At 41.7% G+C, this 23,891-nt stretch carries 24 protein-coding genes and 6 tRNA genes; 20 read left to right on the forward strand and 10 right to left on the reverse strand.

Features of this window, described 5'->3' with window-relative positions; all coding sequences use genetic code 11:
* Window positions 1–97: 97 nt before the first annotated feature.
* Entirely contained in the window at window positions 98–811 is a 714-nt protein-coding gene (locus ACYQ03_RS06680) for a site-specific integrase (RefSeq protein WP_459908606.1), read from the reverse strand.
* Between the two features lie 24 nt (window positions 812–835).
* On the opposite strand from ACYQ03_RS06680, the gene ACYQ03_RS06685 reads away from it, so the two are divergent.
* Window positions 836–2,088 (forward strand): IS3 family transposase gene (locus ACYQ03_RS06685; RefSeq protein WP_459908225.1). Its coding sequence is split into 2 segments (ribosomal slippage): window positions 836–1,202 and window positions 1,202–2,088, totalling 1,254 coding nucleotides; the frame shifts between segments, so codons are not numbered across the junction.
* Window positions 2,089–2,284: 196 nt separating this feature from the next.
* Here ACYQ03_RS06685 and ACYQ03_RS06690 read toward each other — a convergent pair.
* Both ACYQ03_RS06690 and ACYQ03_RS06695 read right to left on the reverse strand, forming a co-directional pair.
* Complete coding sequence (locus tag ACYQ03_RS06690) at window positions 2,285–2,878, reverse strand: site-specific integrase (RefSeq protein WP_459908608.1); 594 nt, start codon at window positions 2,876–2,878, stop codon at window positions 2,285–2,287.
* Between the two features lie 180 nt (window positions 2,879–3,058).
* A tRNA-Arg gene (locus tag ACYQ03_RS06695) sits at window positions 3,059–3,135 on the reverse strand.
* Between the two features lie 190 nt (window positions 3,136–3,325).
* On the opposite strand from ACYQ03_RS06695, the gene ACYQ03_RS06700 reads away from it, so the two are divergent.
* Window positions 3,326–3,715, forward strand: a complete 390-nt coding sequence (locus ACYQ03_RS06700) for a hypothetical protein (RefSeq protein WP_459908610.1) — start codon at window positions 3,326–3,328, stop codon at window positions 3,713–3,715.
* A 111-nt stretch (window positions 3,716–3,826) separates the two neighbouring features.
* Here the strand turns inward: ACYQ03_RS06700 and ACYQ03_RS06705 are convergent.
* Both ACYQ03_RS06705 and ACYQ03_RS06710 read right to left on the reverse strand, forming a co-directional pair.
* A tRNA-Met gene (locus ACYQ03_RS06705) sits at window positions 3,827–3,902 on the reverse strand.
* Between the two features lie 47 nt (window positions 3,903–3,949).
* Window positions 3,950–4,309: a hypothetical protein gene (locus ACYQ03_RS06710; RefSeq protein WP_459908611.1), complete on the reverse strand. Its 360-nt coding sequence runs from the start codon at window positions 4,307–4,309 to the stop codon at window positions 3,950–3,952.
* Window positions 4,310–4,478: 169 nt separating this feature from the next.
* On the opposite strand from ACYQ03_RS06710, the gene ACYQ03_RS06715 reads away from it, so the two are divergent.
* Together ACYQ03_RS06715 and ACYQ03_RS06720 are read left to right on the forward strand one after the other, a co-directional pair.
* Window positions 4,479–5,291 (forward strand): histidinol-phosphatase, encoded by an 813-nt coding sequence (locus tag ACYQ03_RS06715; protein ID WP_459908612.1) that lies wholly within the window; start codon window positions 4,479–4,481, stop codon window positions 5,289–5,291.
* A 382-nt stretch (window positions 5,292–5,673) separates the two neighbouring features.
* Window positions 5,674–6,402, forward strand: a complete 729-nt coding sequence (locus ACYQ03_RS06720) for an N-acetylmuramoyl-L-alanine amidase (protein ID WP_459908613.1) — start codon at window positions 5,674–5,676, stop codon at window positions 6,400–6,402.
* A gap of 42 nt (window positions 6,403–6,444) precedes the next feature.
* Here the strand turns inward: ACYQ03_RS06720 and ACYQ03_RS06725 are convergent, their stop codons facing one another.
* Window positions 6,445–6,795, reverse strand: coding sequence for a DUF2680 domain-containing protein (locus tag ACYQ03_RS06725; protein ID WP_459908614.1), 351 nt, complete (start codon window positions 6,793–6,795; stop codon window positions 6,445–6,447).
* A 192-nt stretch (window positions 6,796–6,987) separates the two neighbouring features.
* Between ACYQ03_RS06725 and ACYQ03_RS06730 the strand changes: the two genes are divergently transcribed.
* The 3 genes from ACYQ03_RS06730 to ACYQ03_RS06740 all read left to right on the forward strand — a co-directional run bounded on the left by ACYQ03_RS06730 (window position 6,988) and on the right by ACYQ03_RS06740 (window position 8,554).
* Entirely contained in the window at window positions 6,988–8,070 is a 1,083-nt protein-coding gene (locus ACYQ03_RS06730) for a ComEC/Rec2 family competence protein (protein WP_459908616.1), read from the forward strand.
* The gene (locus ACYQ03_RS06735) at window positions 8,067–8,252 is read left to right on the forward strand and encodes a DUF3006 domain-containing protein (RefSeq protein ID WP_459908617.1); all 186 of its coding nucleotides are present in this window, start codon (window positions 8,067–8,069) and stop codon (window positions 8,250–8,252) included. Before ACYQ03_RS06730 ends, ACYQ03_RS06735 begins: the two co-directional genes overlap by 4 nt.
* 80 nt (window positions 8,253–8,332) lie before the next feature.
* A complete protein-coding gene (locus ACYQ03_RS06740; RefSeq protein ID WP_459908619.1) occupies window positions 8,333–8,554 on the forward strand; it encodes a DUF378 domain-containing protein in 222 nt (73 codons plus the stop codon).
* A gap of 41 nt (window positions 8,555–8,595) precedes the next feature.
* Here the strand turns inward: ACYQ03_RS06740 and ACYQ03_RS06745 are convergent, their stop codons facing one another.
* Entirely contained in the window at window positions 8,596–8,868 is a 273-nt protein-coding gene (locus ACYQ03_RS06745) for a MarR family transcriptional regulator (protein WP_459908620.1), read from the reverse strand.
* Window positions 8,869–9,013: 145 nt separating this feature from the next.
* Between ACYQ03_RS06745 and ACYQ03_RS06750 the strand changes: the two genes are divergently transcribed.
* The 5 genes from ACYQ03_RS06750 (at window position 9,014) to ACYQ03_RS06770 (ending at window position 16,920) form a co-directional block, all read left to right on the forward strand.
* Window positions 9,014–10,375 (forward strand): metallophosphoesterase family protein, encoded by a 1,362-nt coding sequence (locus ACYQ03_RS06750; RefSeq protein WP_459908622.1) that lies wholly within the window; start codon window positions 9,014–9,016, stop codon window positions 10,373–10,375.
* Window positions 10,375–13,329, forward strand: a complete 2,955-nt coding sequence (locus tag ACYQ03_RS06755) for an AAA family ATPase (RefSeq protein ID WP_459908624.1) — start codon at window positions 10,375–10,377, stop codon at window positions 13,327–13,329. The genes ACYQ03_RS06750 and ACYQ03_RS06755 overlap by 1 nt, the downstream gene beginning before the upstream one ends.
* Before the next feature lie 157 nt (window positions 13,330–13,486).
* Entirely contained in the window at window positions 13,487–14,179 is a 693-nt protein-coding gene (locus ACYQ03_RS06760) for a response regulator transcription factor (RefSeq protein WP_459908626.1), read from the forward strand.
* Window positions 14,157–16,382: a sensor histidine kinase gene (locus ACYQ03_RS06765; protein ID WP_459908628.1), complete on the forward strand. Its 2,226-nt coding sequence runs from the start codon at window positions 14,157–14,159 to the stop codon at window positions 16,380–16,382. The genes ACYQ03_RS06760 and ACYQ03_RS06765 overlap by 23 nt, the downstream gene beginning before the upstream one ends.
* Before the next feature lie 112 nt (window positions 16,383–16,494).
* Window positions 16,495–16,920 carry a VOC family protein gene (locus tag ACYQ03_RS06770; RefSeq protein ID WP_459908630.1) on the forward strand — a complete coding sequence of 142 codons (426 nt, stop codon included), beginning with the start codon at window positions 16,495–16,497 and terminating at the stop codon, window positions 16,918–16,920.
* 54 nt (window positions 16,921–16,974) lie between these two features.
* On the opposite strand, the gene ACYQ03_RS06775 is transcribed toward ACYQ03_RS06770, so the two are convergent.
* Window positions 16,975–17,295, reverse strand: a complete 321-nt coding sequence (locus ACYQ03_RS06775; protein ID WP_459908632.1) for an AzlD domain-containing protein — start codon at window positions 17,293–17,295, stop codon at window positions 16,975–16,977.
* On the reverse strand, window positions 17,259–17,963 hold the full coding sequence (locus tag ACYQ03_RS06780; RefSeq protein WP_459908634.1) for an AzlC family ABC transporter permease: 705 nt from the start codon (window positions 17,961–17,963) through the stop codon (window positions 17,259–17,261). The genes ACYQ03_RS06775 and ACYQ03_RS06780 overlap by 37 nt, the downstream gene beginning before the upstream one ends.
* A gap of 235 nt (window positions 17,964–18,198) precedes the next feature.
* On the opposite strand from ACYQ03_RS06780, the gene ACYQ03_RS06785 reads away from it, so the two are divergent.
* From ACYQ03_RS06785 to ACYQ03_RS06805, 5 genes are all read left to right on the forward strand, one after another.
* Window positions 18,199–19,020: an ATP-binding cassette domain-containing protein gene (locus ACYQ03_RS06785; RefSeq protein WP_459908635.1), complete on the forward strand. Its 822-nt coding sequence runs from the start codon at window positions 18,199–18,201 to the stop codon at window positions 19,018–19,020.
* Between the two features lie 195 nt (window positions 19,021–19,215).
* A tRNA-His gene (locus ACYQ03_RS06790) sits at window positions 19,216–19,292 on the forward strand.
* A 13-nt stretch (window positions 19,293–19,305) separates the two neighbouring features.
* Window positions 19,306–19,380 (forward strand) — tRNA-Gln (locus ACYQ03_RS06795).
* Window positions 19,381–19,386: 6 nt separating this feature from the next.
* A tRNA-Lys gene (locus ACYQ03_RS06800) sits at window positions 19,387–19,462 on the forward strand.
* A 13-nt stretch (window positions 19,463–19,475) separates the two neighbouring features.
* Window positions 19,476–19,560 (forward strand) — tRNA-Leu (locus tag ACYQ03_RS06805).
* Between the two features lie 223 nt (window positions 19,561–19,783).
* On the opposite strand, the gene ACYQ03_RS06810 is transcribed toward ACYQ03_RS06805, so the two are convergent.
* Window positions 19,784–19,993 carry a hypothetical protein gene (locus ACYQ03_RS06810; protein ID WP_459908637.1) on the reverse strand — a complete coding sequence of 70 codons (210 nt, stop codon included), beginning with the start codon at window positions 19,991–19,993 and terminating at the stop codon, window positions 19,784–19,786.
* Between the two features lie 476 nt (window positions 19,994–20,469).
* Here ACYQ03_RS06810 and tig point away from each other — a divergent pair, with 476 nt between their 5' ends.
* The 3 genes from tig (at window position 20,470) to clpX (ending at window position 23,708) form a co-directional block, all read left to right on the forward strand.
* Window positions 20,470–21,777, forward strand: coding sequence for a trigger factor (gene tig, locus ACYQ03_RS06815; RefSeq protein ID WP_459908639.1), 1,308 nt, complete (start codon window positions 20,470–20,472; stop codon window positions 21,775–21,777).
* A 73-nt stretch (window positions 21,778–21,850) separates the two neighbouring features.
* Window positions 21,851–22,438: an ATP-dependent Clp endopeptidase proteolytic subunit ClpP gene (clpP, locus tag ACYQ03_RS06820; RefSeq protein WP_459908641.1), complete on the forward strand. Its 588-nt coding sequence runs from the start codon at window positions 21,851–21,853 to the stop codon at window positions 22,436–22,438.
* Between the two features lie 19 nt (window positions 22,439–22,457).
* Window positions 22,458–23,708, forward strand: a complete 1,251-nt coding sequence (gene clpX, locus ACYQ03_RS06825) for an ATP-dependent Clp protease ATP-binding subunit ClpX (RefSeq protein ID WP_459908643.1) — start codon at window positions 22,458–22,460, stop codon at window positions 23,706–23,708.
* Window positions 23,709–23,891 lie beyond the last annotated feature (183 nt).

Consider the following 23,891-nt stretch of genomic DNA (forward strand, 5'->3'; position numbering starts at 1 on the left):
AGGGGTAGACCTGTAAAACTGTTCGTAAGAACAGAAAAACCCAAGAGGTTATCTTAGGTTTTTCAGATATATACAAGATTTAATACTGCTAGTTTTTTTAGACCGTGTTTTTCTGTTGTTGTTGAAATATAAATTCATCAAGTTTTTCAGCAACAACCTTGTCATGACTCCTTAGATGATGCCCATAAATGTTAAATGTGGTACTAATGTTACTATGCCCTAACCTACTGCTGACTGTCTTTGCATGAACCCCTAGAGCTATTAAAAGGGTTGCACTTGTATGACGGATGCCATGAAAAGTCAATTTCGGTAGACCGTGTCTTTCTATGAACTTAGGAAACCATCTAGTCATTGTATAGGGATACATTGGTTTTCCATCATTAGTTGTAAATAAACGGTTTGTTCCCTGCCATTTATCACCTAGACAAACAGCTAATCTGCATTGATGTTCAAAATACCTTTTAAGCAATGGTTTTAAGTTCGTAGGGAAGGATACCTCCCTATAACTGCCTGTTGTCTTTAGTTCTTTCTGTATAATACCTTTTCTGTCATCAGGTAGATAGGGACTCTTTGTAGAAACATATGAACTTTCTTTTTTTACATAGAGTCTGCAATTGTCAAAGTCAATATCTTGCCATTCAAGTCCCATTAATTCACCTAGTCTCAAACCAGTAAATAACCCTAATGTAACAATAACATTATACTTTAGCTCTTCATCAATGAATATTATGATGGGAATGAGCCACCGTTCCGATTGTTGAGAGCCACTATTGAACTGAACCCCAATAGTTGGACACCATGATATAATCATTTTGTAGACGAAAGGAGTCCAAAGATGGGGATAAAGGGCCGTAAACTAAAACAGTATTCAGGGGATTTTAAGGTTAGTGCTGTTGAAGAAGTGCTTATCAATCATATGGGTCTACGAGAGACAGCTCGAAAATATGGTGTAACCCATAAGATGATTCAAACTTGGATGCGTTTGTATCTTGAAAAAGGTAAGAAGTCGCTTTACAGAGATATATCTAAACATAATGACCAGCTAGTTAGTGAAATTCCACCTCCACAAGACTCAGATCCTAAAGATATAGCTATATTAAGAAAATCAAAGAATTCCAAGGTTGACGAGTCTTCATTGCCTGATGAAGTCAAAAGAGAACTCAACAGGCTAAGAATGGAGAACGAATATCTAAAAAAGTTAAACGCCTTAGTCCGGAAAAAGGAAAAGTCACAGCCAAAGATAAAGCTCAAATAGTACACGAGCTAAGGCATAAATACAAAGTTACTGAGCTTATTAAAATAGCAGATATTCCAAGAAGCACTTATTATTATTGCACGAAAAACCAATGTAAACCGGATAAGTATGCAACGGTTCGGCCGTTAATAGTGCAGATCTTCAATGAAAATAAGGGTCGTTACGGTCACCGTAGAATAACTGCTGAGTTAAAAAAGAAAGGTATAACTATCAACCATAAAACTGTACTCAAGCTAATGAATGAATTAAATCTGCATTGTTTCGTACGAATAAAAAAATACAACTCGTACCGAGGTAATGTCGGAAAAGTTGCCCCCAACCTATTAAACCGAGAATTTGAAGCAACAAAACCCAATGAAAAGTGGGTTACCGATGTTACAGAGTTTCATCTCTATGGCCAGAAGCTATATCTATCCCCCATATTAGATCTCTATAATGGGGAAATTATCAGCTATGATATTTCTTACCATCCACGATTTCATCAAGTTATGACGATGTTAAACCGGGCTTTTGAAAGAATTCCCGATGGTACTGAACTAATCCTACACTCGGATCAAGGATGGCAATATCGCATGGCAGCTTACCAAGAAGCCTTAAAGAAAAAAGGAATCCGCCAGAGCATGTCACGCAAGGCTACCTGCCTAGATAATGCCGTAATGGAAAACTTCTTTGGCCACCTTAAATCTGAGTTACTTTATAACCAGGAATTTAATTCTGTAGAACACTTTGTCCAGGAACTCCATGCGTACCTAGACTACTATAATTCCAAAAGAATAAAGAAAAAACTTAATTACATGAGTCCGATAGAATACAGATTGCAGAAAACGGCTTAATGATGATGATTTTCCTTGGGAACTTGTTTTGTGTATAGAAGACTTATCCTCCAATTAAGGGGCCTCTTTTGGCATACTTAAATAACTGGAACAGTCAGTAAACCTGTTTGAGTTTAAACATAAATCTGTCTAACTTTTGGGGTACAGTTCACAGGGTGGCTCTCGCAAATCGGAACGGTGGCTCTATCTCGTCATATTATTCATCAACAAGTGCGTTTAGCAACGTGTTGACTTGTTCTTCGTCATAACACTTGATTTCATGCTTGGGTACTCTAGGAGGTTTAACTTTCTTTGCAGGATTAGAAAGTAGTAACTCCCAGTTGACAGCATGTTCAAGAATAGTACTGATTGTACGGTGGATATACTTTATAGTTTTCTCTGATAGACCACCTTTTTTTCCGTCTCTCCTAATACCATCCTTCTGAAGACTTGTGTAAAAGTCCTTTAGATGTAAAGGTTTTATACTGTCTAATTTTAAATGACCAATAGCAGGTAATATGTAGTGGTCTAATAACTCCATATAACGGTGTATTGTTTTAGGAGTAAGATTTTCAAGAGCATGGGCAGAGTACCATTTATCTACGAGGTCTTTAAACTTCCAGTTTTTATCCTCTATGTACTCTCCTTTCAAAACCTCTGCAAGGAATATTGCTAACTGTTCTTCAGCATCTTTAGGACTTTTAGGGTGAATGGTCTTGGACTTTTTAAATTGTTTACCATTAATATCTCTAGCACCAGAAATAACTAATCGAGCAGTATCTTTGCCTCTCCATTCAATAGAACCTTTCATTACTGAACACTCCCATAAATAAAAATAAACAACCTTAAAATGGTTGCTTGTTTTAGTCCAGTATGAAGTTAGTTTCGCAGGGAATTAAGAATATCCCCAAAATATCCCCATGAGAATTAATAACTAGAATTAAATAAAGCAAAAGACCCTACAATTGCTTGTAGAGTCTAGCTTCCTAAATGGCGTCCCAGAAGGGATTCGAACCCCCGACCTACGGATTAGAAGTCCGTTGCTCTATCCAGCTGAGCTACTGGGACATTTATTGAGCCAACACAAATTATCTTATCATATTGTTTGGTGTAAATCAACAATGTTTAATAAAACCTAAATACTTATTCCAAGCAAATATGATTTTATATGATAAAATAAGCAAAGTCAATAATATTTACTTATCAATATGTATTATCCAATTAAATATAATCTAGTCAAAATAAGGAGTTGCATCAGATGAATCAGGAACAACTAATAAAAGATATTGTTTTTGTTGGTACCCATTGGGGATCGAGCAAGGAAAGGGACCGGAGAAAGGTAAATGATGTATTGGCATATTTGAAGGAGAAATTTCCTTGTTGTCAGCACTGCAACGAAGGCGTCTCTGACAATAAGTTTTGGATCATTGAGGAAGTGAGAAAAGGTTTTATTATTAAGAAATATGAAACCAATGTTTTTCTTGTTTGCAGTTTAAAGTGCCTGTTAGATCGTGGTTTAAATAGAGACGCCTATTATTCTGTTGTAGTTCAGTTGGCCAATGGAGAAGTATTATCTACTGGCTTTAGAGGGCTAAATGTGGTGGCTCTCAATGAATTTGCCACTGAAATAAATCGTGATGCAAAGTGACCCCTTAGGGTCTATTTATATACCTAAGGGAGAATTAACGTTGCTCCATAGACTAAAGAGTAATTATGAATAAGATATAAAAAAACCCTGCCGTAGCAGGGTCTAATTTCATGGTTGCGGGAGGAGGACTTGAACCTCCGACCTTCGGGTTATGAGCCCGACGAGCTACCAACTGCTCTATCCCGCGACAACTTATTTAGTATAGCATGGTGTATCTGATTCGTCAATATTTTTCTAATGACCACTGCGACTAGCCCGAATGGCTTCGCACATTTCAATGATTACTGCCAGTTCCTCCTCATTGACAGTGGATAGCTTTATTAAAAAGTTTGTTAAACTTTCTGTCATGTTTTTTTGATTTAAACTTATTCTTTCCTGTTCCGAAAGGGGAGGACGCTTTCCTTCCCTGATTTCATTGACGATGGTCATCATTTTTTTAGCACTTTCCTCGCCCAACTGCATGGGTATAACCATTTTTAATTGTTCTTGGTCTTCCATACTTAGGGTTACCGGAGGAATTTTATTCCCTTTTTGCATTGCGTCACGAGTGTTCATTAACAAGTCTACTAAGCTCTCTTGGGTAAGGTGCATCATGTGTAATATCCTCCTGTCAGTGTTAGCTAATGACATTCTACCAGATTTACCGCTTAAAGAATATAGAGTAGAAAATTAGCTAATTAAGAAATGTATACAGAAAGATTCATTGATTTTTTATGCAAGTCTTTATATAGTTTCATTATAAGTTCAACAAGGTGGGTGACATATGTTAACTGACTATCACATTCATGTAGAAAGAGGACCATATACAGTGGATTTGCTGCGAAAGTTTTATGAGCAAGCCCAGCGGGTTGGTATCAAAGACTGGGGAATTTCCGAGCATGCCTACCGGTTTATCGAGACAAAGCATATTTTTTACAATCATTGGGTTGAACCCCGACAGACAGAGAAAATGGACGATTACCTGAATATGATCTTACAGGCTAGGTCAGAAGGGATTAATGTAAAGTTTGGCATAGAAATGGACTTTTTCCCTGGTAAAGAAAAGGAAATTAAAGAATTTATTGATAGCTATCCCTTTGATTATGTCATTGGTTCTGTCCATTGGATAGATCAATGGGGCTTTGACCTGACGGAAATGATAGAGGAGTGGGACCGTCGCAAAGTTGAGGATGTATGGCGAGATTACTTTGACCGGATTGAAGCCCTGATTGAGAGTCGCCTTTTTGATATTGCTGCCCATTTGGATCTGACGAAAATTTATAAGTATATTCCCACAAACCAAGACTTCCTTCAGGAACAGTATGATAGGATTGCCCAAGTATTGGCCAAAAACGGTACTTGCACGGAAATTAGTACCGCTGGCCTAAGAAAGCCAGTGGGAGAAATGTATCCCCATCCTTTGTTTTTGCAAGCCTGCTTTAACAAGGGAGTGCCTATTGTAATTGACTCTGACGCCCATTGTCCGGAAGATGTTGGCGCAGATTATGATAAAGCCCTTACACTGGCCAGAGGCACGGGTTATGGAGCCATACAAACCTTTACAGCCAGGAAGGCTGAAAGTCATATACTTGGATAAGAGAATAGTAGTTTTACAAAAAGTCCATGGTAATAGTGGACATTTTGTATTGTTTTGGTATTGTTACATGTATTTAGTAAAAAAAGAACAGATTTTAAAATTCACAACTATTGTCAATTCCTCATAGATTATAGGAAAAAGGGGTTGATTATTTATGCATGCTGAATCTTGTGGTCATTCAAGCTTTTTACTACCGGCTTGCATCTGTTTTTTAATATTCCTATTAATCGTTGCTATCGTGCTGTTGGTTATTTTCCTATAGTCTTTAAGTTTAGAAAGGCGCTGCTTTTGAGCAGTGCTTTTTTCTTTTTTATGAATGGCTTCCCATAGAAAATGTAAAGCTATATTTGGCTCAATTTATAGATAAGGTAAGGTAAAGGATATGTACATTAAAGGACCCTATAAAAGAAGAAGACATTCATGGTTTTGGCCGATCTTAGTTGTTATTACAATGCTGCCTATTGGTCTTTTTTTGAAGGGATGTTTTTATAAAACAGATGGAGAAAGTTCTCCCCAGAAACCTGAAAAAAAGCCCTTACCAAAACAAGTGGTTATTATCGATCCTGGACATGGGGGGTCAGATCCTGGTGCCTGTCGAGAAGGGGTGATGGAAAAGGACATCAATCTGGCCATTGCTCAAAAAGTAGCTCAACACATGGGAGATTACCAAGTTCACTTAACTCGAGAAAGGGATCAAGATTTTGTGCCAAATGGTGTATATACCAAGGAGGCAGAAAGGCAGGATTTAGCCAATCGAATAGCTGTGGCTCAAAAGTTTCCTGGAGATGTTTTTGTTAGTATCCATATCAATACCGGTGAGGGCCAGGATAATGGCGTACTTGTATATTATAATCCAAACGATAAGGGAAGTACCGCATTGGCCCGGGCCATTCAAAGGGAAACCAACAGGCTACCCAATGCCCAGAAAAGAAACCCACGGCCCGATGCTTTTTATTTGTTTCAACACCTGGAAATACCCGTTGTTCTTGTGGAAGCTGGTTGGCTTTGTAACCCAGAGGAAAGAAAACGACTATTAGACCCATCCTATCAGGATCAGGTGGCCAAAGCCATTGCTAGAGGTATTGCAACCTTTTTACAGGGAAGTCGATAGAGATGCGAAAGCGACCCATTTTTTGGGCCGCTTTTCCTTTGTTTATTGTGTTTGGACAGATGGATTGTTCATCCATGGACCGCCACCGTTACGTCCCATGCCTGCTCCGGGTCCGAAACCACACTTACCGGGGCCACCACCGGGGCAAGTGTAGCCATTTTGAGACCTTAATTCCGTCATATCATCAAAATGTTGTTTCCAGGCTTGACCCTGCTCAGGAGTGATACTGCCATTCTGTACAGCTTGATCAACCTGAGCTTTCTTAGCTGCCATCCGTTGCTCAAACCATGCCTTAGCCGGATTATCAATATCTGCGGCTGCAAAGGCAGCAGGAACGGTGAAGGCAACAATAGCTAGAATTAGTGCACCAACTAAAAGAGTTCGTTTGTTCATCCAAGATCATCTCCTTTTCCTATTCTATCAAAATTATTTACCTAATAGCCCTATAAATATTACAAGAAGTCAGATGTATGTAAAAATAGTGTATTAAAAAACAAATGATAAGAAGTCATTGATTCCAGTCTTATGTTGGTGCATATGGTATAATATTCTACTGTACCATTCTATCAACAAGGGAGAGAAAACATGAAGAAATTTATCCTTCTACTATTAATTACTATTTTACTAATGGTAACAGGTTGTAGTCAACCCACAGTGGAAACACCCGAAGTAGATAAAGAAACAAACAAACCGGCATTAGCAGAAACCCTGAGGGTTCATTTCATTGATGTGGGGCAGGCAGATGCCATCTTAGTACAACAGGGTGATCAGGCCATACTGGTGGATGCTGGGAATAATGATGATGGAGATCTGGTGGTTGGCTATCTTAATCAAATGGGCATTAAAAAGCTGCAGGTGGTGATGGGTACTCACCCCCACGAAGATCATATTGGTGGGCTGGATGACGTGATTAAAAGTTTTCCAGTAGATCAGGTGTATTTACCAAAAATCAACCACACTACAGAAACATATCAAGATGTCCTGCGGGCTATGAAGAGCAAAAATGTAAAGGCCATTGCAGCAACGGGGGGGCAAACTTTCTCCTTAGGTGATGCTCAGGTCGAGATATTGGCTCCCAACAGCAGCAGTTATAAGGAATTAAATGATTATAGTATTGTTAGTAAGATTTCCTTTGGCGATACAGCCCTTTTGCTGACCGGTGATGCTGGTATTCATTCAGAAGAGGAAATATTAAAAAAGGGTTATGATGTAAAGGCCGATGTACTAAAAGTGGGTCATCATGGTAGTTCTACTGCCACGGGGGAAGAATTTCTCAGGGCAGTAAATCCAGAGATTGCAGTGATCTCGGTGGCTACTAAAAATGATTATGGCCATCCTCATCGGGAGATTCTGCAGCGATTAAAGGCAAGTAGCATCAAGGTTTATCAAACTTCCCAACAGGGCACCCTGGTGATGACATCCGATGGCAAGAAGATTACGCTAGAAAGCCAAAAAGATGCACCGCCAGTGGAAAAATCTGCAGTCAAGGAAGCTGAAGTTTTTGTTGATAATAATGGTAAGGGTTTGATAAAAGGTAACATTAATAAAAACGGTGATAAAATATACCACCTGCCTGGTCAACAAAATTATGAAAGAACTAATCCAGAGGCTTGGTTTAAAACTGAGGAAGAGGCAGTAAAGGCAGGTTTTAGGAGGGCGAGCAAATGAAAGCGGTGATCGATCGATTTGAAGAAAACTGGGCGATTTTAGAGGTTGTGGGTAAAATTATGTGGCAGGTACCTCGTAACTTTTTACCACCTCAGGCCCAAGAAGGTAGCAAACTGGAAGTCCATTTTACGCTCCTTAATGAAGAGCAAGATAATGATTTGTTTGAGGAAATTTTTGAATAAACCTAAAGAAATGTTTGATTACAGAAAAACATGGAAATAATACCACTCGAAATTATATTTTTTCGAGGAGGTTAAAAATAGTGGAAACTTTATCAAGGGTCGCTTTGGTACTGGTGATCATCGGGGCTTTAAACTGGTTGTTAGTTGGCTTATTTAGCTACGATCTGGTTGCAGCCCTTTTAGGTGGGGATGCCATGCGTGAATCTTCCGCACTGAGCAGAGTGATTTACAGCTTAGTAGGTCTTTCTGGCATCCTGTTGATTCCTTCTCTTTTCCGTGAAAAAGCACCCATCGATAAGTAGGACTAAGGCCCTTTGCCATTTTGGTGAAGGGCCTTTCCCTTTTAATGAGTTTGGGTGTAGGTATCCAACCATTCGTCTTTATATAGGATCATGTTAGGATCCTCTGGATTTTCACCTTCACGGTAGTCCACCAGCTTTAATCCCTCCAAGTTCCGTAGGGCTCGCTGGACTTCTAAATCTGAATAGCCGAGGGATCTACCAATATCCTTTAGGGGGTAAATTAGCATTCCATCGGGGGATGTATGCTCTCGCACAAAGATTAAAACATTGCGCTCAATTTCGTTTAAGTTGGCTAGACTGAGAGCCTTCAACAAATTAAGGCACCTCCTTGTTTTTCCTTATTATTTCTTTTTAAACCATATCTATGCATTCTCTATAGAAGTGACATCCTGTTGGAAACTCCGGTATAATTGATAAGGACAAGCATAACTACCTAGTGAAAAAAAGGAAGTGCAAATCATGTCAGCACTAAAATTTATACATTGTTCCGATATCCATTTGGGGCGTCAGCGGCTCGGTGGTAAACTGCCAGATGACGATTTTGCCAAAGCATTAAGCTATATTGTGCAGTTTGCCTTGGAGCACAGGGTCGATGGACTGCTGCTGGCCGGAGATTTATACGATTCCCCCAATATCCAGCCACCCATCCTACAGCAGGCTACTAACTGCTTGCTGCCTTTAAAGGAAGCCAAGATACCGGTCTTTGCCATCGAGGGTAATCACGATCGGGCCACTGTGACAGGAGAGACCCATACCTGGGTGCGCTATTTAAACGATATTGGACTCATTCATCTATTAACTATTCCCTTCCAGGCCGAGGGTCCTGTATTAACACCCTGGGATGAAAAAACTAGAAGGGGTTCTTATATCGATTATAAAGGGGTACGGATTGTGGGTGCCGGCTACCTGGGAGCTGGTACCATTAAAAGAGCGCGACTGATCTGGGAAGCCATGGATCAATGGCCAAAGGATACTGTCGGAGCCACGGTAATGCTACTCCATGCAGGGCCAGATTACATGGTGCAAGAGGGGGGAGGCTTTGCCAAGGAGACATTAGAATTTCTCCATCAGCGGGTTGATTATTTAGCCTTGGGGCATATTCATAAACCCCTTAACCATGGCGGATGGGCCATAAATCCTGGTTCTCCAGAGCATGTGAGACTGGAAGAAAGCCGCTATGATGGGCAACCCCGGGGTATGGCTGTATTGGAAATCGATCCTATGGCAGAGAAGCCCTTGCAAAGGGCAGATATCCTGGGTGTGCCTAAAAGAAGGGTCATTAGCCTACGCTACGATTGTTCCCCCCACGGTAACAAGACCAAGCGAGCAATGGATGGTATCCAAAGGGATATTGCTAATTTATTGCAAGAGGTAGCTGCTGGGCCAGCAGATGCGGTACGTCTGGAGTTGATTGGCTCAGTAAATTTAGGGCGGATTCGCTTAGATACCGATGCCTTGGCGGCCTATTTAGAAGAAAATCTGCCGGTACTGGCAGTTGAAATTAATTCAGGGGGTTTACACTTAGCCAGCGGTGAAAGTATGATGGCCCAGGCGGCGGACACCATGCCAACCAGGGAAGCCATTGAGCGGGCTGCTATTTATGATTTAGTGCTAAATAGTCCCTTGAGTGGTTTGGAAGATCAGGCAGACCTATTGGCAGGACTATTCCACCAATTTAAGGAGGATGTACGCAACCAAGTGGGTTATCAAGAAATTCGCGAGCGGCTGAATAACAGTACACTGGTGGAGCATTTGGTAGAAGAAGCACTGGCCGAAAGACCAGAACGTTCGGTGGCTACAGCAAAGGATGGTGAGGGCTAATGTGGGTGCAAGGGGTTCGACTGAAAAATATTAAAAGTTATGGTGAAGGAGATAATGGGCAGGGCATTTCCATTCAGCTAGAACCCGGAATCAACCAGATTGCCGGCAAAAATGGTACGGGTAAAAGTACTCTGATTGAAGCCATCGGCTATGCCCTTTTTGATGCAGAGCCAGTGCGTGGCAATGCCAGAATTGCTAAAAACACCTATCTATTGAGAAATGGTAGTAAAGCCGGTGAAGTGGATGTTTGGGTCTGGCATGAAGATTGTCTGTACCGGGTCGAGCGGGATGTGGGCAATGGTGGCCGACGTTGGAAGGTGGTACGGCAAGATGATGATTTTATCGAGGCCGAAGGAGAAAAAGAAGTAAAGGACTTTTTAGCCAACCTGGCAGGTGTGGAAAGCTCCGAAAGATTGCCAGAGGTATATCACAGCCTGCTGGGGGTTAAGCAAGGACGGTTTACCATTCCCTTTGACCTAAAGCCAAGTGAGGCTAAGAATCATTTTGACCCCCTGTTGGATGTGGATATTTTCCGTCAGTGTTTTGAGTATCTCAAAGGGCCCTGTGGTGAAATTAGACAGGAGATGGCCAACCAACGAGCAGTTATTAGCGGTTTGGAAGGGCAAATTGCCCAACTGCAGGATGCTTCAGAAAAGTATGAGGATGCTATTAAGCAAAATTCTTCATTGGAGTTGTTGGTGGCAAAATGCCAAGAGCAGCTAAACCAGGCAGCGGGTCAATTGGAGCAGTATGATGCTCTGATGAATACCTATCAGGTCGCACAACTAAAGGTCAGTGAGGCGAGAAATCGGGTAGTCCAGTCTAATACCGATGTTGCTAATTGTGCCGCCAGGGTGGAAGAAGCAAAACAGGCCAGTGCCATACTACTGCAAAATCATGCGGCCTTCCAAGCATACATAGAGCTTGAAAAACAAATTGGGGAATTGGAAAAGGACCGTCTAACCAGGGATCAAATACAGAGGACCTTGGCCGATGGCCAGCGGGAAGAAGTGGGTTTAGCCCGGGATTTGGAGGCTAAAAGACTGGAGGGGCAAAGAAACCGGGAGAAGGCCACCCAAAAGGAGCAGGATTATCAAACCAGACTACAGCAGTTGAAGCTCCAATGGGAGCAGTTCCAAGCCGGAGAAGCGGCTTGCCAATTGGCTTATAAACAGGCAGAAGAAATGCGCAGTAACCTGGCAGCCGTTGTAGAATGGCTGCGGGGGATGAGTGCGGTTAATAAACCGGCCATAGAACAATTGGCCGATTTGGAGCAACTTTTACCCCAACTAAATGGGCAGATTCCTGAGAAGTTGGCCCGGGCCAAAGAGGAACTGGCAAAAGCCGAGATCCAAGAGCAGCAGTGCCGTCTGGATTTGGAAAGAACCCGCCAGGACAAGGTTGTTTTAGAACAACAGCTAGCCAAATTATCCGGGGGTCAATGTCCACTGTTGGGTACCTCCTGCAATCAGTTCGACCCCAGCAAAGCCAAGGTCGATCTAGAAAATTTAACTCAGAAATTTCAGCAGGCAACTAAGCAGCATCAAGAAGTGATAAAACAGCTGGCTGAAGCGCGAAGGGGAGTAGACCATTGGCTGACAATGGAAAAAGGTCAGTTGGAAAAACAGGCCCGGGCCAGTCAGTTAGCCAAAGGTATTTTAGTACTCTATGGGCAGTTGGAGGATGTTCGAGGTCGTACGGCGGCCCAGGCCCTTGCTAAAACATGCCAATGCGGTAGTGAATTGCCCAGACTGCAAGGTATAGCAGCAACCCAGGAATTGGTCGGGGTCAAGTACCGAGCCGCTGTTGAAGAAATGAAGGCATTTCAAGTGGCCCTATATAAGAGGTTTCAGGAGTGGCAGTCGGTTGTGGAGAAAGGGTACCGAGGGGCCCAGGATGCACTGGCCCAGCGGGTAGGGCAAAAGAAGGAACTGGCTGGGGAGGAAACAGCCCTTAAGGTTATAGCTGAAGAAATTAAGGGGCTGCTCCAAACAGCCACAGAGACAGAACAAAGGGCTCTACAAATAGACGCACAGCTAAACAAGGTCTGCCAGGAAATAAAGATTTTACAGCAGCAACTGGAACCCTTTAAGGAATTGGACAGTAAACTGGCGGCTGCTACGGGGGCCAAAACTAACCTTCTGCCCGGCTATACCATATATTTGCAAAATCAACCCGTAGCGGAAAAACAGCAGACGTATCTTAGTAAGCTGCAGGAAAGTCAAGACAAATTAAAGGAACTGCAGATAGAGCTAGCGGAATGGGAGCAAAGATTTCAACAAGCAGAGGCTGCCTATAGTCCAGTACAGCATAAGGAGCTAAAGGATACCTATGCTAGGGCTAACCTAGACCTAGGGGAAGCCACCAGCAAACTGGCCGAAGCTGTCCGACTGGTGGCGGAACAGCAGAAGCGTGTCAAGACATTGCATGGCCTACTGCAGCAGCGGGAGCAGGAGCATAAAGAGTTACTTCGTCTGCAGGCCCAAGAAAGCATCTTGGAAAAGGCTAGGTATATACTAAAAAATGCCCAGGAACCAGTGGCCCGCAGCCTCACAAACCGGGTGGCCTCCCAGGCTCAGATCATTTACAACACCATGAGTAGCGAAGCAGCGCAATTCAACTGGCGTTCTGGGGATTACAACCTTTCTATAACCACCGTATCCGGCGAGAAACGATTTGCCAGCCTGTCCGGAGGACAGCAAATGAAAGCTGCATTGGCCATGCAACTGGCCATGGTGAAGGAATTTTCCCAGGCTGGCTTCTGTGCCTTCGATGAGCCTACCTATGGTCTAGATGTAGAAAGTCGCAATATGCTTGCCGAGGCCATTGGCAAGGCCCAAGAGGAGTGCAAATTTGAGCAGCTTTTATTAGTCTCCCATGATCAAGCCTTTGATGATAAAGTAGAACATGCACTAAAGCTACAATATTCCCCTATGGAGGGGACCTTACTATAATAGTCTTGGATCAAAGCCTCTACCTCTCGGTAGGGGTTATTTTTTTAAGAGTTACACTTTTAATCTTAAGAAAGTCTTAAGTATTATGCTGGTTGGATATTAAGAATTACTCCTTATAATGTGGTTAGTCTAGTAGTGAAACGAGAGGTTGTGAAATATGGAAAGTTATTTTGTATTAGTGGTAGATGACGACAAGGAAATCCGGGATGCCATTGAGATATATCTGAAAAATGAAGGCATTACCGTAATTAAAGCCAAAGATGGTATCGAAGCCATCGAAAAGCTGAATGAGCATACTATTCATCTTATTATTTTGGACATTATGATGCCCCGTCTGGATGGCATTGCCACTACCTTTAAAATTCGGGAGAAACAAAACATCCCAATTATTATCCTCAGTGCTAAAAGCGAGGATATGGATAAGATTCACGGGCTGCAGGTGGGGGCCGATGATTATGTTACCAAGCCCTTTAATCCTCTGGAGCTTATTGCCCGGGTTAAATCCCAACTAAGAAGATATGTTACCCTAGGGACCTATGAAGGAAACAATAAGGTGATTAACCTAAGGGGCCTGACCTTAGACCAGGCTGCTAAAGAAGTAACGGTCAATGGGGAAGTGGTAAAGTTAACCCCCACCGAGTACAAAATCGTTGAATTGTTAATGACCAACGCTGGTCGGGTGTTTTCTATTGACGAAATTTACGAGCGGGCTTGGAAGGAGCCAGGCTACAACCCGGAAAATACCGTGGCTGTACATATCCGTAAAATTCGCGAGAAAATTGAGATCGATCCGAAGAATCCAAGATATTTGAAGGTGGTGTGGGGAATTGGCTATAAAATGGAAAAATAAAGTACTCTTGGTGGCTTGGCTATTACTATTTACCTTTGGCCTCAATGGCATTTTGTCTGCCCTCTCCCAGGGCAGTGACTATTTGAAAAAGGATTATTTCCAAACCGAACAGTTTGAAAGTCAACTCAATGAATTTACCAGTTTATTAAATATGTTTGAACTAAACTATCTCCCCCCAGAGGAGATGAAAAAAGAGATCACCGTTACCCCAGAGGAAATTGATGAACATCGCCATCGTTATGGGGATTTGCCGGTGCAAATTAACGATATCAAGCAACAATATGAACAACAAATTCAAGAGGTACAACAAAGCCAAAACAAAGAACTGCTGGAGCATTACATTGCTGAAAGAGACAAAAAAATTGAGGATATCACCAACAATTTTAAAAGTGACACATACGTAGAAGCGAAGGTAGTAAGGGAAAAAGAACAAAAGATAGACAACTACTATCGTGACTTGGAAAAGTATCGTGTACAATTTGCCAATTTTAAAACAGGCTTCGTTTACTATTTAAAAGACACAACCACTGGGAATATTTATACCAATTTAACAGTGTCGAGTGAGGCTGAGGCGAATAGGTTAATCAATAGCAAAAATATGTTGTTTATCCGTAGTTATCCCACAGCAAGGTATGGCTATCTTTCAATTGAGAGGAATTATTATTACCTGGAAGAATCAGATATTATAGATAGTATCCTGGGCAGTAAAAAGGAGAAGGTGTTTGAAGGTAAGATTGCGGTGCCTAAAGCAGCACCAGCAACTAGCATGGTTTTAGCAAACTACCGAGACTACCAAGAAAAACAAAAACTTTTTATCATTTATACACTTATCGCCCTAGTGGCTTTTGTGTTAAGTCTATATTTATACAAGCAGACAGAATTGGTGAATTTAAGTGCCCTGGATAAATGGCAAACCCCTTATAACCGCATTCCTATCGATATATGCATCACCGCCTTTGGCTTATCGTGTCTTATCACACTATCCTTAATAACCTATAATGAGAACCTGCACTTGCATGAGTACCTATATGTTTTTATAAGGGAAAGCATTACTGATTTGATTTTTGCAGCAATTTTCGTGGCGGTAACCTTTTTACAAGGCAGACTGCTGTTTGCCAGGATCAAGGATTGGCCTAGTCTGCAGGCGGAATTGCCTAAAAGTTTACTGGCTAGGGTTCTAGGTGGGATTAGCCAAGCTTTTGCCATCCGAAGTATCGGTACCCAGGTGCTGCTAATTTTATCTGTGACCTTTGCCTTTGGTTTAGGAGCTGCTGTCGTGGTTGTGGAACCTGAGTTTATACTTATCTATGCCCCGGCATTTTTGGTAATGGGTGTACCAATTCTCATGATGGTTGTCAAGCGTACTGGGTATTTTAATCGGATTGTTAATAATACCACTGAATTGGCTCAGGGAAATCTGGAACCGGATCTACCGGTATTAGGGAAGTCTGCCCTAGCTACCCTGGCAGGTAATATTAATACCCTCAAACATGGCGTTAAAATCTCCCGTAAGGAACAGGCCAAAAGTGAACGATTAAAAACAGAACTCATCACCAATGTGAGTCACGATTTACGAACTCCCTTAACTTCCATCATCACCTATACTGAACTATTGAAGACACCAGATCTATCCGAAGAAGATCGCGATGCCTATGTGCAAATCATTGATCGTAAATCTAAACGATTAAAGATACTTATTGACGATTTATTTGAGGCCTCCAAGATGGCCAGTGGCAGTATTGAACTGGTGAAGGAAAGGGTAGACCTGGTTCAGCTTTTAGAGCAAACACTGGCTGAGCATAATGAAGCCATTACTGAATCTAACCTGCAATTTCGTGTAAGTAACCCGGACAAGCCGATATATGCCTTTGTGGATGGACAAAAGTTATGGCGTGTCTTTGATAACCTCATTGGCAATATCCTAAAGTACTCGCTGGAAAACACCAGGGTTTATATCTCTCTTAAATCTTTACCTGCCCAAGCCATCATAATTTTTAAAAACGTGACAAAATATGAACTGGGTGAAGATATAGAAGAGCTATTCGAGCGTTTTAAACGAGGTGATACATCTCGACATACAGATGGTTCGGGGTTGGGGTTGGCTATTGCTAAATCCATAGTTGATCTCCATGATGGAAATTTGGATATCGAGGTAGATGGTGACTTGTTTAAAATCACCGTAACTCTCCCCACAAAGATGTAATAATAAGCTGGAGTGTTGTAAATTACAGTGTTTTAAATGCAAGTAATATTTATGCTGGAATTGGAAAGGCTTTATTTTAGACTTCTAGATAAAAGACTAAGGAGTGAAGCCAATGGCCGTTGATATTTATATCAATTTTAATGGAAACTGTCGTGAAGCAGTGGAGTTTTATGCCGAGGTTTTTGAAACAGAAAAACAACAAATTATGACCTACGGAGATACCCAGCCTAGCCCAGATTTTAAACTTCCAGAACAAGCAAAAAATTTAGTTATGCACACCTTTCTTGAAATTAATGGAAGCAAGGTTATGTTTTCTGATGTTTTACCTGATATGCCTTTTATTGCTGGAAATAACATCAGCCTTGTCATAATAAGTAGGGACATGGAGAAAATTAAAATTTTGTTTAATAAATTAAAGGAAGGCGGTACAGTGGGTATGGAGCTTCAAGAAACATTCTGGAGCAAATACTATGGCCTTCTAACAGATAAGTTCGGGATTACATGGCAGTTAAACTTTGATGGTGGAAAAATGGGCTAATAGGTAAAAGACCCGTAGCATACGGGTCTTTCCTATCAGTTTATTGGCTGAAAGTTAAACAACCTGATTTAATAGTACCAACGTCACCATACCTACCACCACGGTAAAAAAGATACTTTTAGAAAAATAACCGGCCAGAAAACTGGGGATAGCGGCCAGAAGATAGGTATTAGAAAAGTAAATGCTAAGCTGGCCGTTTTTTATGAGCAGCTCTGGAGCCAGCAGGGCGGATAATACAGCTACCGGTACATAGCTCAGCCAGTTCATCATTCCTTTGGAAATATTCATACGGGATAATACAGCCAGTGGTAACATGCGAGGGATGTAAGTAACTACCATCATGCCGATAATGACTGCGAGGACTTTTCCATCCATTGATCAATTAACACCCCAATCGTGGCAGAAATTATAGTGGCCAGAATAACATTCCAACTCCCTGCCATGTTTAGTTTAATACCAATGGATAAGGAAGCAGAAATAATTATAATAGCGACCATTTTTTTGTGCTTAATTTGTAAAATTAGCAGAGCAATGAACATGGCAGGGAGAGCGAAGTCTAAACCATACTTTTGTGGGTCTGGAATAAAATTTCCCAATACCGCCCCCAGCACAGTGCTGGAAATCCAAGCCACGTGGGCTGTGACTAAAAGTCCAAAGAAATACCCCTTATCCTTCCTCTCCTTAACCACAGTGCTAATGGAAACGGCAAAGGTTTCATCAGTAACCCAAAAACCAAGTAGTGATAACAGCTTGGCGCTTAGATGCTTCATATAAGGTGCCAATGAGGCTGTCATTAATAGGTGGCGAGAATTGACCAGAAAAGTTGTAAAGATAATAGTAGTAAAGGAAGCCTGAGCAGCCAACAATCCTGCAGCGATAAACTGGGCGGAACCAGCGTAGACCAGTAATGACATCATAAATACCTCTAGTGTTGTCATGCCAGATTGGACTGCTAAAACACCAAAGGCCATGCCAATGGGAAAGTAGCCAAAGACAACTGGTAAAGCTGCTTTAAAGCCATCCTTTAATTGGGATTCAGCCAAAATTAAAGACCTCCCTTGAACAACAAATGTACATTCCATATGATAACAGAATTTAAGTACTAATTGTTAGTTAGTTAACGAAAAAACTGTATTAATTCCTGTGGTAGAACATGGATGCTTCTGTTAAAATAATAACAGGTCGCAATTTTCAGATATTTATAAAATAATTTTGGACATAAAGGAGTACATCGTTGGCTTCCTGGATCATCAAGTTATTTGATATAGGAGGTTTCTAATGGATAATGCAATTGAAATAAAAAATTTATCCTACTACTACAAGGATGGCACCCAGGCCTTGGACAAACTATCACTATGCTTTCAGTTAGGTAAGAAAATAGCTCTGTTGGGACCAAATGGGTCAGGTAAAACCACTCTTCTCTTACACTTTAATGGTATAAACACAGTGCAACAGGGAGCTGTTACTGTTTTGGGTAGACTTGTTCATCAAAGTCATGTAGAGTGGTTAAGGGGAAAGGTTGGATTGGTCTATCAGGACCCAGACAATCAGATTTACTCCGATACTGTATGGGATGATGTGGCATTAGGTCCTATAAACCAGGGACTGCGGGGAGAAGAACTAAATAAGCGGGTAGAACAGGCTTTGCATGGGGTCGATTTAAGAAATTGCTGTCATAAAGCACCTACTCACTTGAGCTACGGACAGAAAAAAAGAGTTGCCATAGCCGGAGTTTTGGCAATGGATCCAGAGATTATTGTATTGGATGAACCAGTGGCCTTTCTAGACCCTGCCAGCAAACGGAGTCTATTTACCCTGCTCGACAAGCTAAATAAACAGGGTAAAACCATCATAGCAGCCACCCACGATGTTGATTTGGCGGTACATTGGGCTGATCAGGTGATCATTTTAAAAGAAGGAAGGGTTCTGGCCCAGGGTGATCCCAATGTACTGGCAGACCAGGGGTTAGTGGAGAAGGCTGCATTAGAATTGCCCATGGCCAGTGAAATCTTTTTGCCTTATACCGATCTGTGCCAGCAAAAGTCCCCAGTTACTGTAGAAGACGCTCGGGCAATAATTGATTCTCTGTTAAAGGCTTAAGGGCAAAAGAATACTCAAAAGTATTGACAATTCCTATTAAACTATATATAATTAATAATTGTTCGCAGCAAAAAAATATAGGTTAAGCAGTAGGATTAAAGGATAATAGAAAGTAATTTGTTGAAATATTGCTTGACAACCTTGAAATACTTTGATAATATAATTTCTGCGAGTCACCGAGTCTAAAATTTTATGGTGGGTATAGCTCAGCTGGTTAGAGCGCCAGATTGTGGCTCTGGAGGCCGTGGGTTCGAGTCCCATTATCCACCCCATATAATGTTATATTGGGGCGTCGCCAAGCGGTAAGGCACCGGACTTTGACTCCGGCATTCGTTGGTTCGAATCCAGCCGCCCCAGCCAATATATGATCCATTAGCTCAGTTGGTAGAGCACCTGACTTTTAATCAGGGTGTCCCGCGTTCGAGTCGCGGATGGATCACCATTTTATCAAATATGCGGATGTGGCGGAATTGGCAGACGCGCCAGACTTAGGATCTGGTACCGCGAGGTGTGGGGGTTCAAGTCCCTTCATCCGCACCAATAAAAACACCTGATTTATTAATCAGGTGTTTTTGTTTGTTCTTCTAAACATTTTAAAGCCAGCCCATAAAACTATTGCTGTTACAATGCCTACCAATAGCCAGGTCAAAGTTTGGTAAAGGGACCATCCAGATATCAAATTTATATATCCCTCCAATCTTTTTTCTTATCATTTCCTTATTGAATAGTTCAGATACAAAAGCCAGAAGAAGGATTCTTCCGGCTAGTCTAGGGATTCTACAATTTGGTGGGCGTAGCAATCTGAGCAAATATGGACTTGTTTATAAATGCAGATAACATGTTTATGACAAGACCATTGACCACATACACTGCATTGCTCATGACAGTGTGCACATACTTCTTCGCCACATACCGAACACTCCAATAATCGATCTGTTTCCTTTTGGCAAATAGAACAATGTTTTTTTGACATAACAACACCCTCTTTATAATGTGATATAAAATTCAGGCAATTTTTAATTATCTAACTAATTTATATAATAAAATTATTTTTTTCACAAGTCTTGAAATCTAATTAAAAAGATGCTATATATTCAGGCATGTCAAAAAATAAAACTTTCATTTATAATGAAAACAAAATAGAGGAATAAGAACTCTTAAGCAAATGTTTTGCAAAGAAAAAACATTATGGTATAATTGGCATGATATAGGATTGCCAGGGTTATGCCCTGGTATTTTAATTATCGAGGCAACTGGAAAAAATTACCCTTTTTGGCTGTTAATGATTCGACTTCGGCAGGAGTTGGACAACCTTCGTAGAAATAAATATAGTGTCATGCCTATATTTGGTTACACTAGGAACAACGAGGGCTGCATCGGCCTGAGGGAGGGTGTAATTTCAGTAAACAATAATAATAAACCATAGGATATTTAAGGAGGAACACTTGAATGAAGGCCACTGCAGAAAAGATTGATAAAAACACCGTCCTTTTAGAAGTTGAGGTAGAGCAAGAGAAAGTTGACCAAGCTTTGGATAAAGCCTACCGTAAAGTTGTCAAGCAAATTAACATTCCAGGATTCCGCAAAGGTAAGGCTCCAAGGGCGATGGTAGAGCGTTATGTGGGGACTGAAACCTTGTTTGGTGAAGCTGCTGAAATGATAATTCCCGAAGCTTATATGGAAGCTTTGCAAGAAACTGCCACTGAACCCATTGACCAACCCCAAATTGACATTGTGCAGGGTGAAGTTGGCAAAACCCTTATTTTTAAAGCCACTGTAGAAGTTAAACCAGAAGTAACTCTGGGCGAATACAAGGGTTTGGAAGTAACCCAACCTTCTTCCGAAGTATCCGATCAAGACGTAGAAAAGGAATTGGAACGTCTACAAAACCGCCATGCTAAGTTGGTGACTGTGGAAGAAGGAGAAGTGCAAAATGACGATGTCACACTCATTGATTTTACCGGCTATGTGGACGGTGAAGCCTTTGAAGGCGGACATGCAGAAAACTACTCTCTAACCATTGGTTCCAATACCTTCATTCCTGGTTTTGAAGAGCAACTTGTGGGTGTTAAGCTGGGAGAAGAAAAAGACGTAAACGTTACTTTCCCGGAAGAATATCATGCCGAGAATCTAGCAGGTAAGCCTGCAACCTTTAAAGTAAAAATTAATGAAATTAAACGTAAGGAACTGGCTCCGCTAGATGATGAGTTTGCTAAAGATGTAAGTGAATTCGATACATTAGATGAATTAAAGTCTGATATTCTGAATAAATTAAAGGAAACTGCAGAAAAAGCGGCCAAGTCTAACGTTGAAAATGGTGCTGTGGAAGCTGCTGTTGCCAATGCTGAGGTTGAGATTCCTAGTATCATGGTAGACCAGAAGGTAGAAGAAATGCTGAATAGTATGGGACAACGTTTGGCTCAACAGGGTATCAACTTGGATCAGTATTTCCAATACACTAACACCAGCATCAATGATATGCGCGACCGTATGAGACCTGATGCCGAAAGAAATGTAAAAAACGAATTGGTTCTGGATGCTATTGCTAAGGCCGAAAACATTGCTGTCAGTGAAGAGGAAATTAACGAAGAAATTCAAAAAATTGCTGAATATGTTAAGCAGGATGCAGAAATTGTACGCAAGACACTGGAATTACAGGGCGAATTGATACATATTAATCAAGATATAGCCCGTCGTAAAGTTATTAACTTCTTGGCTGAAAATGCTAAGATAGTAGAAGGCACCAAAGAGGCCTAGGTTGAATATATTGGCAATGTAAGCCCTAATTAATAGCCGTGTAAGACTTAGATATATCAAGGAGGCGATTGACTTGTCAGGTTTAGTACCAGTAGTAGTAGAACAAACTAACCGGGGCGAGCGAGCATACGATATTTATTCAAGGTTGTTGAAAGATCGTATAATCTTTATTGGTGGACCTATTGACGATTATATTGCCAACCTGGTAATTGCACAGTTCTTATTCCTGGAGGCTGAGGATCCTGAGAAGGATATTCATCTCTATATCAATTCTCCAGGTGGGGTTGTTACTGCAGGGCTGGCGATCTATGATACCATGCAGTACATTAAGCCGTCTGTTTCCACCATCTGCTTGGGTCAAGCAGCAAGTATGGGTTCTTTCTTACTGTCGGCTGGAGCAACTGGCAAGCGTTATGCCCTGCCAATGGCGAGAATTATGATTCATCAGCCCTTGGGCGGCGTACAGGGTCAGGCAACAGATATCGACATTCATGCCAAAGAAATTCTACGCATGAAGGACTTGTTAAATGAACGGTTGGCCCACCACACCGGGCAGCCCCTGGATAAGATCACCAGGGATACTGAGCGTGACTTCTTTATGTCAGCTGAGGAGGCTAAACAGTACGGAATCATTGATGAGGTGATGCCGTATCGGAAGTAAAGATAAAAGAGGTGGAAATATGTTTAACGAGAAAGGCCAGCTCAAATGCTCCTTCTGTGGCAAGATGCAGGATCAGGTAAAAAAGCTTGTGGCCGGCCCCGGTGTCTATATCTGCGATGAATGCATAGAGCTATGCAATGAAATCATCGAAGAAGAATTAAGTGATGACTTGGGCTTGGATATGGGTGATTTACCCAAACCTAAAGAAATAAAAGCCATTTTGGATCAGTATGTAATCGGACAGGAAAGTGCAAAAAGACAATTGGCTGTGGCAGTTTACAACCACTACAAGCGGATTAACCTCGGGGGCAAAGTAGAAGACGTGGAGCTCTCCAAGAGCAACATCGTTATGCTGGGGCCCACTGGCTGTGGTAAAACCTTGCTGGCCCAGACACTGGCTCGCCTGTTAAACGTGCCATTTGCCATTGCGGATGCCACCTCTTTAACCGAGGCAGGATATGTAGGTGAGGATGTTGAGAATATCCTACTAAAACTTATCCAAGCAGCGGATTATGATGTAGAAAAGGCTGAAAAAGGTATAGTATATATTGACGAAATTGATAAAATTGCTCGCAAATCAGAAAATCCTTCCATTACCAGGGATGTTTCCGGCGAAGGTGTACAGCAGGCGTTGCTAAAAATTCTTGAGGGTACTGTTGCCAGTGTACCACCTCAGGGTGGGCGCAAGCATCCTCATCAAGAATTTATCCAGCTTGATACCACTAATATTTTGTTTATCTGTGGCGGTGCCTTTGATGGGATCGACAAGATTATTCAAAACCGTACTGGCAAAAAACAGCTGGGCTTTGGCTCAGAAATTCAAAGTCAAAAGGACAAGAAAATTGGCGAGATTCTTGCCAACATCTTACCAGAGGACCTGTTAAAGTTTGGTTTGATTCCTGAATTTGTCGGTCGTCTGCCAGTTGTAGTCACTTTGGATGCTCTAGATGAAGAAGCTTTGGTCCGTATCCTCACCGAACCCAAGAATGCTCTGTCTAAACAATACCAGAAGCTATTCGAACTAGATGGTGTAGAGCTAGAAATGCAACCAGAGTCTTTGAAAGAGGTGGCCAAAGAAGCCCTCAAACGGAAAACTGGTGCCAGGGGCCTACGTGCCATTATGGAAGAGGCCATGCTGGGTATTATGTATGATATTCCTTCCCGTGAAGATATCTCTAAGGTTATCATCACAAAGGATGCCATATTAAAGAGGGGCGAACCGCTACTCATCACAATGGATGCCAAGAAGAAAAAAGAAGAAAGCGCGTAAGCGCGTGGGTCAAAGCACGGGGAAGCTCCCCGTGCTTTTGCAATTTAGCCATTAGCCGTTTGCCATTAGTAAAGGAAAAGCTAAAGGCTAAAAGCTAAAAGCTAAACCCCAAAGAAATCCCCCAAATACATGTGTAAAATCTGGTCCTTTTAGCAATAATACAAAAGAAATAGTTCGCAAAAA

The sequence above is a fragment of the Desulfotomaculum defluvii genome (assembly GCF_054657375.1).